General features: G+C 68.7%; 14 protein-coding genes. 7 read left to right on the top strand and 7 right to left on the bottom strand.

Features of this window, described 5'->3' with window-relative positions:
• Positions 1-112: 112 nt before the first annotated feature.
• Positions 113-1582, bottom strand: a complete 1470-nt coding sequence (locus ACIP94_RS11305) for a CCA tRNA nucleotidyltransferase (RefSeq protein WP_402422836.1) — start codon at positions 1580-1582, stop codon at positions 113-115.
• A gap of 243 nt (positions 1583-1825) precedes the next feature.
• Between ACIP94_RS11305 and ACIP94_RS11300 the strand changes: the two genes are divergently transcribed.
• The 7 genes from ACIP94_RS11300 to trxA all read left to right on the top strand — a co-directional run bounded on the left by ACIP94_RS11300 (position 1826) and on the right by trxA (position 11667).
• Positions 1826-4252, top strand: coding sequence for a DUF6049 family protein (locus tag ACIP94_RS11300; RefSeq protein WP_402422833.1), 2427 nt, complete (start codon positions 1826-1828; stop codon positions 4250-4252).
• 46 nt (positions 4253-4298) lie between these two features.
• A complete protein-coding gene (gene murJ / locus ACIP94_RS11295; RefSeq protein ID WP_402422830.1) occupies positions 4299-6617 on the top strand; it encodes a murein biosynthesis integral membrane protein MurJ in 2319 nt (772 codons plus the stop codon).
• Positions 6618-6735: 118 nt separating this feature from the next.
• Positions 6736-8460: a protein kinase family protein gene (locus tag ACIP94_RS11290; RefSeq protein ID WP_402422827.1), complete on the top strand. Its 1725-nt coding sequence runs from the start codon at positions 6736-6738 to the stop codon at positions 8458-8460.
• 32 nt (positions 8461-8492) lie between these two features.
• Entirely contained in the window at positions 8493-9206 is a 714-nt protein-coding gene (gene sigM / locus ACIP94_RS11285) for an RNA polymerase sigma factor SigM (RefSeq protein ID WP_402422824.1), read from the top strand.
• A complete protein-coding gene (locus tag ACIP94_RS11280; RefSeq protein WP_402422821.1) occupies positions 9203-10135 on the top strand; it encodes an anti-sigma factor family protein in 933 nt (310 codons plus the stop codon). The genes sigM and ACIP94_RS11280 overlap by 4 nt, the downstream gene beginning before the upstream one ends.
• A 186-nt stretch (positions 10136-10321) precedes the next feature.
• On the top strand, positions 10322-11293 hold the full coding sequence (gene trxB / locus ACIP94_RS11275; protein WP_402422818.1) for a thioredoxin-disulfide reductase: 972 nt from the start codon (positions 10322-10324) through the stop codon (positions 11291-11293).
• Positions 11294-11334: 41 nt separating this feature from the next.
• Complete coding sequence (gene trxA / locus ACIP94_RS11270; protein ID WP_402422815.1) at positions 11335-11667, top strand: thioredoxin; 333 nt, start codon at positions 11335-11337, stop codon at positions 11665-11667.
• Positions 11668-11766: 99 nt separating this feature from the next.
• Here the strand turns inward: trxA and ACIP94_RS11265 are convergent, their stop codons facing one another.
• From ACIP94_RS11265 to yidC, 6 genes are all read right to left on the bottom strand, one after another.
• Positions 11767-12384: a GNAT family N-acetyltransferase gene (locus ACIP94_RS11265; RefSeq protein WP_402422813.1), complete on the bottom strand. Its 618-nt coding sequence runs from the start codon at positions 12382-12384 to the stop codon at positions 11767-11769.
• Positions 12385-12714: 330 nt separating this feature from the next.
• On the bottom strand, positions 12715-13818 hold the full coding sequence (locus ACIP94_RS11260; RefSeq protein ID WP_402422811.1) for a ParB/RepB/Spo0J family partition protein: 1104 nt from the start codon (positions 13816-13818) through the stop codon (positions 12715-12717).
• Positions 13815-14888 carry a ParA family protein gene (locus ACIP94_RS11255; RefSeq protein ID WP_402423080.1) on the bottom strand — a complete coding sequence of 358 codons (1074 nt, stop codon included), beginning with the start codon at positions 14886-14888 and terminating at the stop codon, positions 13815-13817. The genes ACIP94_RS11260 and ACIP94_RS11255 overlap by 4 nt, the downstream gene beginning before the upstream one ends.
• A 304-nt stretch (positions 14889-15192) precedes the next feature.
• Positions 15193-15909, bottom strand: a complete 717-nt coding sequence (gene rsmG / locus ACIP94_RS11250) for a 16S rRNA (guanine(527)-N(7))-methyltransferase RsmG (RefSeq protein WP_402422808.1) — start codon at positions 15907-15909, stop codon at positions 15193-15195.
• A gap of 160 nt (positions 15910-16069) precedes the next feature.
• The gene (locus ACIP94_RS11245; RefSeq protein WP_402422805.1) at positions 16070-16582 is read right to left on the bottom strand and encodes a protein jag; all 513 of its coding nucleotides are present in this window, start codon (positions 16580-16582) and stop codon (positions 16070-16072) included.
• Between the two features lie 15 nt (positions 16583-16597).
• Entirely contained in the window at positions 16598-17875 is a 1278-nt protein-coding gene (yidC, locus tag ACIP94_RS11240) for a membrane protein insertase YidC (RefSeq protein ID WP_402422803.1), read from the bottom strand.
• Positions 17876-17877: the final 2 nt, after the last annotated feature.

Genomic DNA, 17877 nt, shown 5'->3' with positions numbered 1-17877 from the left:
CGTTCCCGAACCAGGGCGCCCCCGTGCAGACCGGAGGGCCGATGTTTCACGTGAAACATCGCCCCTCACATCCGAGGCATGTTTCACGTGAAACATGCCTCCACTTCCAGTCTCAGGAGCCGTGCTCGGCCCACCACTCCTTCAGCGCCGCCACGGCGGCGTCGTACTGCATGGGCCCGTTCTCCAGACGGAGCTCCAGTAGGAACTTGTACGCCTGGCCCACCGTGGGGCCGGGGCGGACACCCAGGATCTCCATGATCTGGTTGCCGTCCAGATCGGGGCGGATCGCGTCCAGCTCCTCCTGTTCCTGAAGCTGGGCGATGCGCTCCTCCAGTCCGTCGTAGGCGCGGGAGAGCGCCGCCGCCTTCCGCTTGTTGCGGGTGGTGCAGTCGGACCGGGTGAGCTTGTGGAGACGGTCGAGGAGCGGGCCCGCGTCACGGACGTACCGGCGCACCGCGGAGTCAGTCCACTCTCCGGTTCCGTAGCCGTGGAAGCGCAGATGGAGCTCGACCAGCCGGGAGACGTCCTTGACCAGCTCGTTGGGGTACTTGAGCGCCATCATTCGCTTCTTGGTCATCTTGGCGCCCACCACCTCGTGATGATGGAAGGAGACACGGCCGTCCTTCTCGAAGCGGCGCGTCGGCGGCTTGCCGATGTCATGCAGGAGAGCGGCGAGCCGCAGGGTCAGGTCCGGGCCCTCGTCCTCGAGCGCCATGGCCTGCTCCAGGACGATCAGCGTGTGGTCGTAGACATCCTTGTGCCGGTGGTGCTCATCACGCTCCAGCCGCAGGGCGGGCAGTTCCGGCAGAACATGGTCGGCGAGGCCCGTCTCGACCAGCAGCCTCAGTCCGCTCCGCGGCTGGGCGGACAGGAGCAGCTTGTTCAGCTCGTCCCGCACGCGCTCGGCGGACACGATCTCGATGCGTCCGGCCATCTCCTTCGTCGCCGTGACGACCTCGGGAGCGACCTCGAAGTCGAGCTGGGCCGCGAAGCGGGCGGCCCGCATCATTCGCAGCGGGTCGTCCGAGAAGGACTCCTCCGGTGTGCCCGGTGTGCGCAGCACCCGGGAGGCGAGGTCGTCGAGCCCATGATGGGGGTCGATGAACTCCTTCTCGGGCAGCGCGACGGCCATGGCGTTCACGGTGAAGTCACGGCGGGCGAGGTCCTGCTCGATCGAGTCGCCGTACGAGACCTCGGGCTTGCGCGAGGTCCGGTCGTACGCCTCGGACCGGTACGTCGTCACCTCGATCTGGAAGCGCTGCACAGCGTCTCCGACGCGCGCGTCCTTCTGGGCACCGACCGTTCCGAAGGCGATACCGACCTCCCAGGTGGCGTCCGCCCACGGCCGCACGATCTTCAGCACGTCCTCCGGGCGGGCGTCGGTCGTGAAGTCCAAATCGTTGCCGAGCCGGCCTAGGAGGGCATCCCGCACCGAGCCGCCGACCAGCGCGAGCGAGAACCCGGCCTCCTGGAAGCGGCGGGCGAGGTCGTCGGCGACAGGGGACACCCGTAGCAGTTCACTCACCGCGCGGTGCTGCACCTGGCTCAGGGCACTGGGGTTGTCTTCGTTGGCGTTCGGCACAACAGAAAAGGGTACGTGGCCCAGGCGAGCGGGGACGCCTCGAATAAATGCGCACAAGCTTTCCGTAACCACGCATAAGCACCGTGTACGGATGCCCTGCTCGATACGCCTCTATAGAGGACAGCCCTCCCTCCTTCCCGATCTTGGGAGGCGGACCGCGGCACTTCCCCTCCGCGCGCATCGTTACCATGCCTGGACGCACATTCCGACGACCACTGACGACGACGAGGGACGGGCGAGCGCGTGGCCGAGGCGGCAGACTTCCAGGGGATGAGTCCCTCACCTGCCCGCCGGTGGCTCCGGCGCACCGGAGCATTGCTCGCGGGTGCACCCCTGCTGGCGGGCCTGCTACAGCTGCCCGCCGGGCCGGCGGCGCACGCCGCCGAGAAGAGCGCTCCGGTGGCGGCGAGCGGTTCCGGCGCGGTCAGCGTCGCGCTCGACTCGGTCAGCCCCAGCGCTCCGACCGACAGCGACACCCTGACCGTCTCCGGTACGGTCACCAACAACGGCAGGCAGACGGTCACGGACGCGCATGTAGGCCTGCGGGTCGGCCCGTCCCTGAACAGTCGCGGGGCGATCGACAGCGCCGCCCGCCGTACCGGCTTCGCGCCCGGCCTCGACGGCACCGAGCTCGGCGGCAAGTACGTCGAGGACTTCGACAAGCTCACCCCCGGGGTCTCGCAGGACTTCTCCCTCTCCGTGCCCGTGAAGGCGCTGGACCTGGGCTCCGACGGGGTCTACCAGCTCGGCGTCTCGCTCTCCGGCCAGACTTCCGCGCAGCCGTACGAGCAGGTCCTCGGGATCCAGCGGACCTTCCTACCCTGGCAGCCGGACAGCGCGACGGCCAAGACGAAGACGACGTACCTCTGGCCGCTGATCTCCTCCGTCCACATGAGCGCGGAGACCCTTCCCAACCAGCAGCAGACACCCGTCTTCCAGAACGACGACCTGGCCAAGGAGATCTCCCCTGGCGGCCGCCTCTCCCAGCTCCTGTCGCTGGGCAGGGGCCTGGACGTCACCTGGGTGATCGATCCGGACCTGCTCGCCTCCGTGGACGCCATGGCGGGCAGCTACAGCGTCAAGGGCGACGGCGACTCGATCACGACGGGCAAGAACCAGGCGGTCGCCAAGCAGTGGCTCGCCGAGCTCGAGCAGGCGGTCCAGGACAAGGAGGTCGTGGCCCTCCCCTTCGCCGACCCCGACCTCGCCTCACTCGCCCACAAGGGCAAGAACGTCACCGGCTCCCTGAGCCATCTCAAGGACGCTACGGACGTGGCCTCGAGCACCGTGGAGACCATCCTCCACGTGAAACCCGAGACCGACTTCGCCTGGCCCGTGGACGGCGCGGTCGACCCCTCGATCGTCAAGGTCGCCACCTCCGCCGGCGCCGACAAGATCATCGCCCGCAGTGACAGCCTCCAGGAGACCGGCGGCCTGCCCTACACCCCGACCTCGGCGCGCCCCATCGGGGGCGGCACCACGGCGGTGGTCGCGGACGCCGGGCTGTCGACCGCCTTCGAGGGCGACGTGAGCTCGGCCGGCGCCGCCACGCTGGCGGTGCAGCGGTTCCTGGCCCAGAGCCTGATGACCAACCTGGAGGAGCCGCAGAAGCAGCGCAGCATCGTGGTGGCCCCGCAGCGGATGCCCTCCGCGAGCCAGGCCCAGTCGATGGCACAGGCGCTGAAGGTCCTCCAGGACAGCAACTGGTCGCAGTCCGCCGGGCTGTCCGCGGCCACCGACGCCAAGCCGGACCCGCGGGCCGCGACGCATGTGCCGTCCACCTCGCGCTACCCCTCCTCGCTGCGCAGGGAGGAGCTGCCGCAGTCCGCGTTCCAGCAGGTCGAGGACACGCAGGACAAGCTCGACAACTTCAAGGTGATCCTCACCGACCGGGCACGGGTCGTCACCCCCTTCGGGCGGGCCATAGATCGCGCCATGTCCACCTCCTGGCGAGGGCACTCCACCGAGGCCTCGGACTTCCGCCTGGACGTGGAGTCGTACCTCGACGGGCTCACCGCCCAGGTCCGGCTGATCGAGAAGTCGGAGACCAAGCTCTCGGGGCGCAGTGCCACGATCCCCGTAACAGTGCAGAACAACCTCATGCAGGGGGTCGACCACCTGGTGCTGCGGCTCACCTCGCAGCAGCCGACGCGTCTCAAGATCGGAAACGGCCCCTACACGGAGCAGCCCATCAGCGTCTCCGGGGGACACAGCCAGTCCGTGAAGTTCACCACCACGGCCAACGCCAACGGCCGGGCCGCCGTGGTCGCCCAGCTCTTCACCGAGGACGGCCAGGCCTACGGCCCCGCCGTCACCTTCGACGTGAACGTCACGGAGATCACGCCCACGGTGATGCTGGTCATCGCGGGCGGTGTCCTGCTGCTGGTCCTCGCCGGCTTCCGCATGTACACCCAGCGCAAGCGCCTGGCCGCACGGCAGGCCCAGGAGGAGCAGAGCACCCCGGACGCCACCTCGCGGGAGGGGGGCCTGAACGACTCCGCCGACGGCACCGTAGACACTGAAGACGCCGACGGCCGCACGACGGCACCCGAACAGGAGTCGGACGCGGAGCAGGGGGCAGACGACCCGGAGCAGCCGAGTGACCCGGCACCGGACACCGCACCCGAAAGCGCCGACCCGTCCAGCACGGGTGAGAGAGTGGACCGTTGAGCGACGTCGTGGCCGGTCGGCCCGGGGACAATGAGGTGGGGTAACCATGAACGCGCCGTACGACGGTGACCGCGGCCAGGGCGCCGCGGGCGGCTCGGGCCACCCCGAGGGCCCGCCCCCGCAGCAGCCCGGCCAGGTGCCGCCGCACCCCCAGGCGGACATGTACCTCCAGGACGCCTACCAGCAGGACCCCTACCGGGCGCAGGACCTCTCCGCCCAGGATCCGGTCACCGAGGCCCTCTACGACCGCGCCGCGCACCCCCCGCCGCCCCCGGGCACCTACCAGCCGCAGCAGCCGCTCTATGGAGAGCCGCCGACGCCGCAGTACGCCCCGGACCCCCGTGTGTGGGCCCAGCCGCCCGCGCCCGAGCCGGCGGGCCCGACGCAGTACCTGCCCTACGGCGACGACCCTCGCACGACCCAGTACGTGGGTGTCGACGACCTGGTCACCCAGGCCGGCGAGGAACACCACGAGCCGGACGCCTTCGCCCACCTCTTCCGCGACCAGCAGCAGGGCGGCGGTCAGCCGTACGCGCAGCCGGCGTCCGTGCCCGCGCCGGCTGTCGCGCCCGCTCCGGGCCAGGGCCCCGAGACCCCCTTCCAGAAGCCGGCCCACGCCGCGACGCCCCCGCAGCCCGGGGCGTACGCGTCCACGCCCGGAGCGGCCGCCGAGGCGGCCGCCATGGCCGCACCGGCCGCCGCCGTACCCGAGCCCCCCGCCAAGAAGGGCGGGCGCGCCTCGGGCCTGCTGAAGTCCAGCGCCGTGATGGCGGCGGGCACGATGGTCTCCCGGCTCACGGGCTTCATCCGCTCGGCGCTGATCGTCTCGGCCCTTGGCGTCGGCGTGCTCGGTGACACCTTCCAGGTCGCCTACCAGCTCCCGACGATGATCTACATCCTCACGGTCGGCGGCGGCCTGAACTCCGTCTTCGTGCCGCAGCTCGTGCGCGCGATGAAGGAGGACGACGACGGAGGCGAGGCCTACGCGAACCGTCTCCTCACGCTGGTGATGGTGGCGCTGGGCCTGCTGACGGCCCTCGCGATGTTCGCCGCGCCGCTCCTGGTGCGGGTGCTGTCGAACTCGGTCGCGACCAACCCGCAGGCCGACGGCGTCGCCGTCACCTTCACCCGCTACTTCCTGCCCTCGATCTTCTTTATGGGCATCCACGTGGTGATGGGGCAGGTTCTCAACGCCCGTGGAAAGTTCGGCGCGATGATGTGGACGCCGGTCCTGAACAACATCGTCATCATCGTGACGCTGGGCATGTTCCTCTGGGTCTACGGCAGCGCCGCGCACTCCGGGATGACGGTGGACACCATTCCGCCCGAGGGCCAGCGTCTCCTCGGCGTCGGTGTCCTGCTCGGTCTCGTCGTCCAGGCCCTCGCCATGATTCCCTATCTGCGCGAGACCGGTTTCCGGCTGCGCCTGCGCTTCGACTGGAAGGGCCACGGCCTGGGCAAGGCCGCCATGCTCGCCAAGTGGACCGTGCTCTTCGTCCTGGCGAACCAGGCGGGCGCCATGGTCGTCAGCCAGCTGTCCACCGCCGCGGGTGAGCACGCCGGCAGGAAGTTCCCCGGCACCGGCTTCGCCGCCTATGCCAACGCCCAGCTGATCTGGGGCCTCCCGCAGGCCATCATCACCGTCTCCCTGATGGCCGCCCTGCTGCCGCGCATCGCGCGCTCCGCCGCCGAGGGGGACGGCGGCGCCGTCCGGGACGACATCTCCCAGGGCCTGCGCACGACGGCCGTCGCGATCGTGCCGATCGCCTTCGGTTTCGTCGCGCTCGGCATCCCGATGTGCACCCTGATCTTCGGCTCCTCGGGCACCGGCTCCGCGACCAACATGGGCTACATGCTGATGGCCTTCGGCCTCGGCCTGATCCCCTACTCGGTGCAGTACGTGGTGCTCCGCGCCTTCTATGCGTACGAGGACACCCGCACCCCCTTCTACAACACGGTCATCGTGGCCGCTGTGAACGCCGGCGCCTCGGCCGCCTGCTACGTCCTGCTCCCGGCCCGCTGGGCCGTGGTCGGCATGGCGGCCTCCTACGGCCTCGCGTACGCGATCGGCGTCGGAGTCGCCTGGGCGCGGCTGCGTAAGCGGCTGGGCGGCGATCTGGACGGTGCACGAGTGCTGCGGACGTACGCACGCCTGGGCATCGCCTCGGTGCCTGCCGCTCTGCTGAGCGGGGCCGCCTGCTACGAAATCGGCCACACGCTGGGCCAGGGCGTCGGCGGCTCGCTCGCCGCCCTGATCGGCGGTGGCGCTCTTCTCCTCGTTGTCTTCTGCGTGGCCGCACGCAAGATGCGTATCGAGGAGCTCAACTCAATGGTCGGCATGGTCCGCGGGCGCCTGGGGCGCTGAGGCGGGGGTACGCGCACAACCATCGTGCGTCGCTGTGTGTCGTGCATAGCGGCGGACTGTGGGCACAATTGGTTTCTGCGTCGGACAGCGCGCAACGGATGGGGAGGCAGGAACGACGGTGGCGGAACGGAGCACGGCTGCCGTCGACGTGGCAGACAACAGCGGCGACGAGCCGCTGACCGCCAAGGCGGACCAGTCCACGTCCGACGGGGTGGCCCAGAAGCGGGAGCGGGACACGGACGGCGACGAGTCGCCGGGGGGCGGCGGGACCGAGCATCCCGGAAAGGCTTCACCCCCCGAGCTGCACAGCGGCCACAAGCTCGCCAAACGCTACCGTCTCGAGGAATGTCTCACCCGTCTGGACGGGTTCAGCAGCTGGCGTGCGGTGGACGAGAAACTCCGCCGCGCCGTCGGTGTGCACGTCCTGCCGGCGGTCCACCCACGGGCCCGTTCCGTGCTGGCCGCGGCCCGCTCGTCCGCGCTGCTCGGCGACCCCCGCTTTGTGCAGGTCCTGGACGCGGTCGAGGAGAACGACCTCGTCTATGTCGTGCACGAGTGGCTGCCCGACGCCACCGAGCTGACCACGCTGCTCGCCTCGGGCCCGCTGGAGGCCCACGACGCCTACCAGATGGTCACCCATGTATCCCAGGCGATGGCCGCCGCCCATCGTGAGGGGCTCTCCCATCTGCGCCTGAACCCGGGGACCGTGCTGCGCACCTCCTCCGGCCAGTGGCGCATCCGGGGCCTGGCCGTGAACGCCGCGCTGCGCGGTATCGGCTCCGACACCCCGCAGCGCACCGACACGGAGGCCATCGGCGCCCTCCTGTACGCCGCCCTCACCCAGCGCTGGCCCTACGAGGACGACGCATACGGCCTGTCCGGACTGCCCAAGGGCGTCGGCCTGATCGCACCCGACCAGGTGCGCGCCGGGGTCCACCGCGGCCTGTCCGAGCTCTCCATGCGGGCACTGGCCAACAACGGCGCCACCGCCTCCCGCCATGAGTCCCCGTGCACCACGCCCGAGGAGCTGGCGAAGGCGATCGGTGAGATGCCCCGCATCCGCCCCCCTGAGCCCGCGTTCGCGGCGCCGCCGGAGTACCAGCGCACGACGTACCAGCAGGGCACGTACGGCCGCCCCTCGGCCCGTCCGGGCATCACCCAGCCCGTGCCGGCCCCGCCGCCCCCGCTGCAGAGCCGTACCGGCAAAGCCCTCAAGTGGGTCGTGTCCGCACTGCTGATCGCCGCGCTGGGGCTGGGGAGCTGGCAGTTGGCCGAGGCTCTGATGGACCGGGGCGACAAGTCCAACAACACGAACCAGACGCAGACGACGGACGGCAACGACAAGTCGGGTGCCCAGAAGAAGAAGACGGTCACGCCGCTCAAGATCCAGGGCGCGCAGGAGTACGTCGCGAAGGGCGACGCCCAGCACCCCCAGGACGTCGCCAAGACGTACGACGGCAACAGCTCTACCTACTGGCGTACCGCCAGCTACAAGGAAGGGCCGGACTTGAACCCAGTCTTCAAGCCCGGCGTCGGCATCGTCTACGACCTCGGCTCCGCGCAGGCAGTCTCCGGCGCCTCCATAGGGCTCCTGTTCGGCGGCGACCACACGACCGTCACGCTCTACGCGACCGACTCGATGAGTTCATCGGTGCCGCTGACTTCGATGACGAAACTGGGCTCGGTGCAGACGACCGGCACCACCGCACAGGTCAAGGTCACCAAGTCGGTGAAGAGCCGGTACGTACTGGTGTGGTTCACCGCGCTGCCGTACGCACCCGGTGACTCGTACAGCGACCCAGGCTATAAGCAGGCCATAACGGACCTGAAGTTCATCGGCTGAACAGTCATTGACGGGGAGGGGGCCGATGGCCGATGGCCGGTGAAGCCGAATACGGCGATGCGAGCGATCAGGACCTCCTCTCCCGCCATGGCGCAGGCGACCCCGACGCCTTCGGTGAACTCGTGCGGCGCCACCGTGACCGGCTCTGGGCCGTGGCCCTGCGGACGCTGGGGGACCGTGAGGAGGCCGCGGACGCCGTCCAGGACGCCCTTGTCTCCGCCTACCGGGCCGCCCATACCTTTCGAGGGCAGTCGGCCGTCACGACCTGGTTGCATCGGATCACGGTGAACGCCTGCCTGGACCGCGCCCGCAAGGCGGCCTCCAGGAAGACCTCGCCCGTCGATGACACAGAACGGCTGGAGCAGCTCCTGGAGCCGCACGAGGCGGCTTCCGCCCCGGCCGAGCGCAAGGATCTGCACCGCGAGCTGCTGGAAGCCCTGGGCACTCTGCCGGCAGACCAGCGGGCCGCCCTGGTCCTGGTGGATATGCAGGGTTACCCGGTGGCCGAGGCCGCCCGCATCCTCGATGTGCCGACCGGCACGGTGAAGAGCCGCTGTGCCCGCGGCAGAGCCAGACTGCTGCCGCTGCTCACCCATCTACGGAGGGAGGGCAGCGGCCAGGGCGGCAAGAAGTCCGACGGCGGGCGGAACCGGACGCAGGGGGCGTCCGTCCCACCCCCAGCGGGCCCACGTGACACAGGGTCGAGCGATTCAGCTGCTGTGAAGGGCGGAGGTGGGCGAGCGTGACATCCACGACCGGCACGGCCGGGCACCCGGACGTCGAAGAACTCTCCGACCTCAGTGAAGGTCTCCTTGCGGTGTCTCGCACCGCGGACGTGCGGCGACATCTGGAGGACTGCGCCCTCTGCGCCGATGTGTATGACTCCCTCGAGGAGATCCGCGGTCTCCTGGGCACGCTGCCGGGACCGCAGCGTATGCCGCACGATGTGGCGGAGCGCATCGACGCCGCGCTTGCCGCGGAGGCCCTGCTGGACGCGACCACACCCGGCACCCCGCAGACTTCCCCCGCGGAGTCGGCCGTCCCTCATGTTTCACGTGAAACATCGTCCGTCTCGCCGACCGGCCGGCCTTCGGGCCACGGCCATGCGGCCACGGGACCCGGCCGTGCACAGCGCACACGCCGCGGTGGCCGCAGGGCCGTCGCCCTGGGAGCCGTCTTCACAACCGCAGCCCTCGGCCTGGGCGCCCTGCTGGTGCACACCCTGGGCGGCAGCGACACGGGCAAGACCCCGAACAGGGCTACAGAGCAGCACACCGACGCCGCCCACACCTACGCCGGAGGCACCCTGGAGAAGCAGGTGACCGACCTGCTCGCCGGGCAGAAAACGGGCGGGAGCCGGGCTGGCAGCAGCAAGCCCTGGGGCGCCGAGTCAGAAGGTGACACGACGGGGTCCTCAGGCATGCAGCCCAACAGGACCTTCCAGGACACCACCGGCAGCGTGCCGAGCTGCGTCGAACAGGCCATCCACACCGACGAGCCCGTGCTCGCCTCCGACAAGGGTGTGTACCGGGGAACCCTCGTCTATCTGGTGGTCACCCCCGACGCCTCCGCCCGCACCAAGGTCACGGCCTATATCGTCGATGCCGCCTGTGTGAAGAAGGCGTCGGTCGTGCCCGGCTCGGTGCTGTTGACCCGTTCGTACGAACGCCCCTGAGGGCTCCCGCGTCGGACTCTCCCTGACCGGGTTTCGGTTGGCATCTGTGTGCGGTGTCGGGTACTCCGTGTGCCCGGACACACCGGGAATGCGGGCCCCTTAGGATCCGTTGGGTGGGGTGAGAGTACTGAGAGATGCTCCCACCGGCAGATGCAGCAGCAGTCTCCAGAGACGAGGAATGAAGCCGTGAGCGACGTCCGTAACGTGATCATCATCGGCTCCGGGCCCGCCGGCTACACGGCGGCGCTCTACACCGCCCGCGCTTCGCTGAAGCCGCTGGTGTTCGAGGGCGCCGTCACCGCGGGCGGTGCGCTGATGAACACCACCGAAGTGGAGAACTTCCCCGGCTTCCAGGACGGCATCATGGGCCCCGAGCTCATGGACAACATGCGCGCGCAGGCCGAGCGCTTCGGTGCCGAACTGGTCCCGGACGATGTCGTCTCTGTCGACCTCACCGGTGAGATCAAGACGGTTACGGACACCGCCGGCACGGTCCACCAGGCGAAGGCCGTCATCGTCGCCACCGGCTCCCAGCACCGCAAGCTGGGCCTGCCGAACGAGGACGCCCTCTCCGGACGCGGTGTCTCCTGGTGCGCCACCTGTGACGGCTTCTTCTTCAAGGACCAGGACATCGCCGTGATCGGCGGCGGCGACACCGCGATGGAGGAGGCCACCTTCCTCTCGCGCTTCGCCAAGTCGGTCACGATCGTCCACCGCCGTGACACACTGCGCGCCTCCAAGGCGATGCAGGACCGTGCGTTCGCGGACCCGAAGATCAAGTTCGTGTGGGACAGCGAGGTCGCCGAGATCAAGGGCAGCCCGAAGCTGGAGAGCCTGACGCTGCGCAACCTGAAGACCGGAGAGCTGTCGGAGCTGCCGGTGACCGGTCTGTTCATCGCGATCGGGCACGACCCGCGCACCGAACTCTTCAAGGGGCAGCTGGACCTCGACGAGGAGGGCTACCTGAAGGTGAACGCTCCCTCGACCCGAACCAACCTGACCGGCGTCTTCGGCGCCGGTGACGTCGTCGACCACACCTACCGTCAGGCGATCACCGCGGCCGGCACCGGTTGCTCCGCCGCCCTCGACGCCGAGCGCTTCCTCGCCGCTCTCGCAGACAGCGAGCAGCAGGCGGAACCCGAGAAGACCACCGTCTGACCCCCTCCCGCCCCATCGCACCACCGAGTTAAGGAGCCCCTGTGGCCGGCACCCTGAAGAACGTGACCGACGACTCTTTCGAGCAGGACGTACTCAAGAGCGACAAGCCCGTCCTGGTGGACTTCTGGGCCGCTTGGTGCGGTCCGTGCCGCCAGATCGCGCCCTCGCTGGAGGCGATCGCCACCGAGTACGGCGACAAGATCGAGGTCGTCAAGCTCAACATCGACGAGAACCCCGCCACGGCAGCCAAGTACGGTGTCATGTCGATCCCGACCCTGAACGTCTACCAGGGTGGCGAGGTCGCCAAGACCATCGTCGGTGCCAAGCCGAAGGCAGCGATCGTTCGCGACCTCGAGGACTTCATCGCCGAGTAAGCGAGCGGCGCCGCCGCTGGGCCGAAGCGGCGATGTTTCACGTGAAACACGAATGGGCCAGCCCGCATGGGCTGGCCCATTCGCATGAGCGGTGACCCCTCACAACGGCCGCAGCGCCGGTTCCTTCTGTACGGCTCCCAGAAGCCGGTCCAGCGCCATCTCGACGTCTTCCTTCCAGGAGAGTGCCGAACGCAGCTCCAGCCGCAGCCGGGGGTATGTGGGGTGCGGACGTACGGTCTTGAAGCCCACAGCCAGAAGGTGGTCGGAGGGAAGGAGGCACGCCGGCTCCTTCCAGCGGGCGTCACCGAAGGCCTCGATCGCCTTGAAGCCACGTCGCAGCAGATCCTTGGCCACCGTCTGGACCATGACACGCCCGAGTCCCTGGCCCTGGTATCCCGGCATGATGAAGGAGGTCATCAACTGGACCGCGTCCGGAGAGACCGGACTCGTGGGGAACGCCGTGGAGCGCGGGACATAGGCGGGGGGCGCGTAGAGCACGAAGCCCACCGGAACATCGTCGACGTAGACCACCCGGCCGCAGGAACCCCAGTCCAGCAGAACGGCGGAGATCCACGCCTCCTTCTCGAGCCCGGATGTTCCGGCCTTTACCGCTGCCTCACCACTGACGGGGTCCAACTCCCAGAAGACACACGCGCGACAGCGCTTGGGAAGGTCCGGAAGGTTGTCCAGCGTGAGCGGTACGAGCCGACGCCCCATGAAGGCAGTTCCTCGCTTCCTTCGCCCGCAGCGCCACGGGCGGCTGTCAGAGCACTCCGCTCCCTGAGCAGGCTGCCGACGAATCCGCCGACCGCCCCCAGGCTCAAGCCCGCGGTCACCAGTCCGGTACGGCTCATGACGCGCATGACCCCTGCCTCCCCACTGAAGGTACCGCCCCGTGGATGCGCCATACCTGATCGCATCGTATCCATGATGCGATTCACTCGATACCGCCTGAAAGCAAAGAGCGGGCCGTGTTCCGGTACACACCGGACACAGCCCGCCTTCTCTCCAGGGACCGCTCGTCTCCCGCCGACGTCACCGACGGGCTCAGTCCTCCGGTTCCTCGATGTCATCGCCCACCAGGCTCCTCTGAAGGACCGGTCCCTCACCCGGCGCAAGGGTGCTCAGGATCCGCTCGAGATCCTCCATCGAAGCGAACTCGACGGTGATCTTGCCCTTCTTCTGACCGAGGTCGACCTTCACCCGGGTCTCGAAACGATCCGAGAGCCGGGTCGCCAGGTCACTGAGCGCAGGAGAGACACGGGCACCGGCCCGCGGCCCCTTGGCGCGCGGAGCGCTCTGCGGCCGGGACCCCATGAGGGTGACGATCTCCTCGACGGCCCGCACGGACAGCCCCTCCGCCACGATGCGATGAGCCAGCCGGTCCTGCTCCTCCGAGTCCTCCACGGACAGCAGGGCTCGGGCATGCCCGGCCGACAGTACTCCGGCGGCGACCCGGCGCTGCACGGCCGGCGACAGCTTCAGCAGCCTCAGCGTGTTGGACACCTGCGGACGCGACCGGCCGATACGGTCGGCCAGCTGGTCGTGGGTGCAGTTGAAGTCCTTCAGGAGCTGGTCGTAGGCGGCTGCCTCTTCCAGCGGATTCAGCTGCGCCCGGTGCAGGTTCTCCAGAAGGGCGTCCAGGAGGAGCTTCTCGTCGTCCGTGGCCCGCACGATCGCCGGGATGGCCTCCAGGCCGGCCTCGCGGCAGGCCCGCCAGCGCCGCTCGCCCATGATGAGCTCGTAGCGCGAGGGGCCCAGCTGCCGCACCACGATGGGCTGGAGCAGCCCGACCTCCTTGATGGAGGTGACGAGCTCGGCGAGCGCATCCTCGTCGAACACCTCACGGGGCTGCCGGGGGTTCGGCGTGATCGAGTCGAGGGGCAGCTCGGCGAAGTGGGCACCCAGCGGAGGCGCGACCGTCTCCATGGTGCCGATCGCTGACGACTCCTCGGTTTCCTGAGAAACAGACGGAAGCGTGGCCACTTTCGCGGACGCCACTCCTCGGTCCGTGGTCAACACGGGCCCCGCCCCCGGCGAGACGGACGGACCGCCGCCCGCCGCAGTCGGGGTCGCCGTCTTCTCCCCTGTCGGGGCGGCAGGGATCAGTGCGCCGAGACCACGGCCCAACCCCCTCCGTCGCTCGCTCACTGGATCCCCTCCACCATGCTCTGTTCCGTCTGGGCGCCGATGTGGGCCTGCTGCGCGTCATATCCGACGCTGACACCCTTCAGCGCGATTTCCCGTGCCGCCTCAAGATACGAGAGAGCACCACTCGAACCTGGATCGTAGGTCAGCACCGTCTGCCCGTAACTCGGCGCCTCCGAGATGCGGACCGAACGGGGAATGCTCGTCCTCAGCACCTCGTCCCCGAAGTGGCTGCGCACCTCTTCCGCGACCTGGGACGCGAGGCGCGTTCGGCCGTCGTACATGGTGAGCAGAATGGTCGACACATGCAGGGTGGGATTGAGGTGGCCCCGCACCAGGTCGACATTGCGCAGCAGCTGCCCCAGACCCTCCAGGGCGTAGTACTCGCACTGGATCGGGATGAGGACCTCCTGCCCGGCGACCAACGCGTTGACCGTCAGCAGGCCGAGCGAAGGCGGACAGTCGATGAGGATGTAGTCCAGCGGCTGCTCATAGGCCTGGATCGCCCGTTGCAGTCGGCTCTCCCGTGCCACAAGAGACACCAGCTCGATCTCCGCACCGGCGAGATCGATGGTGGCCGGGGCGCAGAAGAGGCCCTCGACATCGGGAACGGGCTGCACCACCTCAGCGAGAGGCTTGCTCTCGACCAACACGTCATAGATGGAGGGAACTTCGGCGTGATGGTCGATCCCCAGCGCAGTGGACGCATTGCCCTGAGGGTCGAGGTCGATCACCAGGACACGGCCACCGTGGAGGGCAAGCGACGCGGCAAGGTTGACCGTTGTCGTGGTCTTACCCACCCCGCCCTTCTGGTTGGCGACCACGATGACCCGGGTCTGCTCGGGTCGCGGCAGGCCCTCACCGGCGCGCCCCAGTGCCTCCACCGCCAGTTGGGCAGCACGACCGATGGGAGTGTCGTCCATCGGGGGTGGTGTTTCACGTGAAACATCCTCCCCCATCGACTCGGTACGGGGACCGGGGACCGGATCGGTCATCGGTCCCGCGATGTTGGCGTCGGACCGCAAGGATTCACTCTCCTCGACTACAGGCTCGCAATGAACAGAGCCTCCCATGCCTTCGGGGTGGTGAACCAGTGAGGTCTGGTCTTCTGTGGAGAAATCCACCTCTGTGGACAACTCCGCGCCCTTCACGGGGGACGGGCCCCCCGAGGTGGACAGTTCTCCGAGGGTTCCGAGCGGTCTACGGTCGCGGGGTTCGGCCGCAGCCCGGCCCCGACTGATGATGCCGTGCAGCAGTGAGCGACGTTTCACGTGAAACACGATGCACAGCGGCTCCGGCCCGACCTCCGCGACACTCCGAGATGCGTAGGCGGGGAAGCTTGTGTGGAGTACGACGGCATCGAGAATGCCCGCACGATCAGCGACGCCGTCGCGCACGCCCTGCCCGGGCCGCCTTCGCCCGCTTGGCCGCGAAGCGCACACCGCCGGGGCTTTCCCCCACCTCCACGCGCACCACGGTCGACAACGGATCCACGATCCCCTCGCCCACATGGAGGATGGACGTCTCCACGGCGCCGAGCTTCGTCAAAGCGGTGGCGGCGCTCTTCAGCTCCTCCTCCGCGGTGTCGCCCTTCAGCGCGAGCATCTCCCCGTAGGGGCGCAGCAAGGGGATGCCCCAGGTGGCCAGACGGTCCAGCGGGGCCACGGCCCGTGCGGTGACCACATGAACCGGCTGGATCTTGCCCATGACCTCCTCGGCACGGCCGCGGACGACGGTCACATGGTCCAGCCCCAGCAGCTCGACGACCTCGCTGAGGAAGTTGGTACGCCGCAGCAACGGCTCCAGCAGCGTGATCTTCAGGTCGTCCCGGACGAGTGCCAGCGGAATGCCGGGCAGTCCGGCACCGGAGCCAACATCGCACACGGTCACCCCGTCGGGTACGACTTCCGAGAGCACCGCGCAGTTCAGCAGATGTCGCTCCCACAGCCGGGGCACTTCCCTCGGACCGATGAGACCGCGCTGCACACCTGCTTCCGCGAGCAGCTCCGCATAGCGGACCGCGTCCGCGAAGCGATCGCCGAACACCACGCGTGCCTGCTCCGGCGCAGGGGGAAGCTCTGCTGCCTCCGTCACGGGGACCGTCCTTCCGTACCGCACGAGCGCACTGGGCGCAGACCACCAGAACTATCAGGGACTACCGGCCGCCGGGGACGCGGCCGCCGGGAACTACCAGGCTGACAAAGTTCGGCCCCGCCTGCTCAACAGACGGGGCCGGGGAAAGCGACGAACCGATTCAGGCGGGCAGCACGACAACGAAGCGCTGCGGCTCCTCGCCCTCGGACTCGCTGCGCAGGCCCGCGGCCTTGACCGCGTCATGCACGACCTTGCGCTCGAAGGGCGTCATCGGCTTGAGCTTCACAGGCTCGCCGGAGCTCTTGACCTCGGCCACCGCCTGGGCACCGAGCTGCGAGAGCTCCGCGCGCTTCTTGGCGCGGTAGCCGGCGATGTCCAGCATCAGCCGGCTGCGGTCGCCGGTCTCCCGGTGCACGGCCAGGCGCGTCAGCTCCTGGAGCGCCTCCAGCACCTCGCCGTCACGACCGACCAGCTTCTGCAGGTCCCGGCCGGCCATGTCGCTGATGATCGACACGGACGCACGGTCGGCCTCGACGTCCATGTCGATGTCGCCGTCGAGATCGGCGATGTCCAGCAGACCCTCGAGGTAGTCCGCCGCGATCTCGCCCTCCTGCTCCAGGCGAGTCAGGGTGTCTGCACCCTCGGCAGCCGCGGAGGTGGTGCCTTCCGTCACGGGATGGACTCCTTCTTACTTCTTGGACGGGGACTTGGGCCGCTGCGGCCCCTTGCGCTGGCCGGACTGGGCCCTGCTGCGGGCGCCGGAGCCGGGCTGCGCCTTCTTGGCGGCGTCGTTCGGCTTGGCGTCCTGCGGCTCGTCGGACTTGGTCAGCGACGGCGTGGAGGGCGACTCCTCGGAACCGCCCGCCGGCTTGGGTCCACCGGACTGACGCTGGGCCTTGCTCTGCCGCTTGGGCTGCTGGCGCTTGGGGGCCCCGGTGCTCGGCGTGCCGTCCTCGACGGTGGCGACGGCCACGGCCTCGCTCTTCACCACGCTGCCGTCGGGCTGGGCCGTGAGGCCCGCCTTGCTCAGACCGTTGATGAACTTGCGCTCGAACTCGTTGCGGTCGCGGCCCTTGGCGACGATCGCCTTGATGATGGCCTTCTCGCTCCGCCTGCGGATCTTGCCATGGTGCGTGACGTGCTTGGTCAGACGCTCCAGGTAGGCGGCCTGGGCCTTGGAACCCGGGGTCGGGTTGTTGTGGATGACGTACATCTGCTGGCCCATGGTCCACACGTTGGTGGTCAGCCAGTAGATGAGGACACCGACCGGGAACCTGATGCCGAAGAAGGCGAACATGATGGGGAAGACGTACATCAGCATCTTCTGCTGCTGCATGAACGGCGTCTTCACCGTGGTGTCGACGTTCTTCGTCATCAGCTGGCGCTGCGTGTAGAACTGCGACGCCGACATCAGGACGATCATGATCGCGGTGACGATGCGGACATCGGTCAGCGAGGCACCGAGCTTGTGGACCGTGTCGGCGCCGTCCAGGAACTTCGCGGCCAGCGGGGCGCCGAAGATGTGAGCCTTCTGGGCACTGGCGAGCAGCGGCTCATTGATGACGCCGATGGTCTTGCCCGACGCGATGCCGTTGAGCACGTGGTACAGAGCGAAGAAGAACGGGGACTGCGCCAGGATGGGAAGGCACGAGGAGAGCGGGTTGGTGCCCGCGTCCTTGTACAGCTTCATCATCTCTTCGGACTGGCGCTGCTTGTCGTTCTTGTAGCGCTCCTGGATCTTCTTCATCTCGGGCTGCAGGGTCTGCATGGCCCGGGTCGCCTTGATCTGCTTCACGAAGAGCGGGATCAGGCAGATACGGATCAGAATCACCAGGGACACGATGGACAGGCCCCAGGCCCAGCCCGTGTCGGGACCGAAGATCTTCCCGTACACCGAGTGGAACTGGACAATGACCCAGGAGACGGGTGTCGTGATGAAGCTGAAGAGGCTGGCAATCGTGTCCACTA

The organism is Streptomyces sp. NPDC093261 (assembly GCF_044753645.1).
Classification (GTDB): domain Bacteria; phylum Actinomycetota; class Actinomycetes; order Streptomycetales; family Streptomycetaceae; genus Streptomyces.
This window is presented reverse-complemented; position numbering and strand designations above follow the sequence as displayed.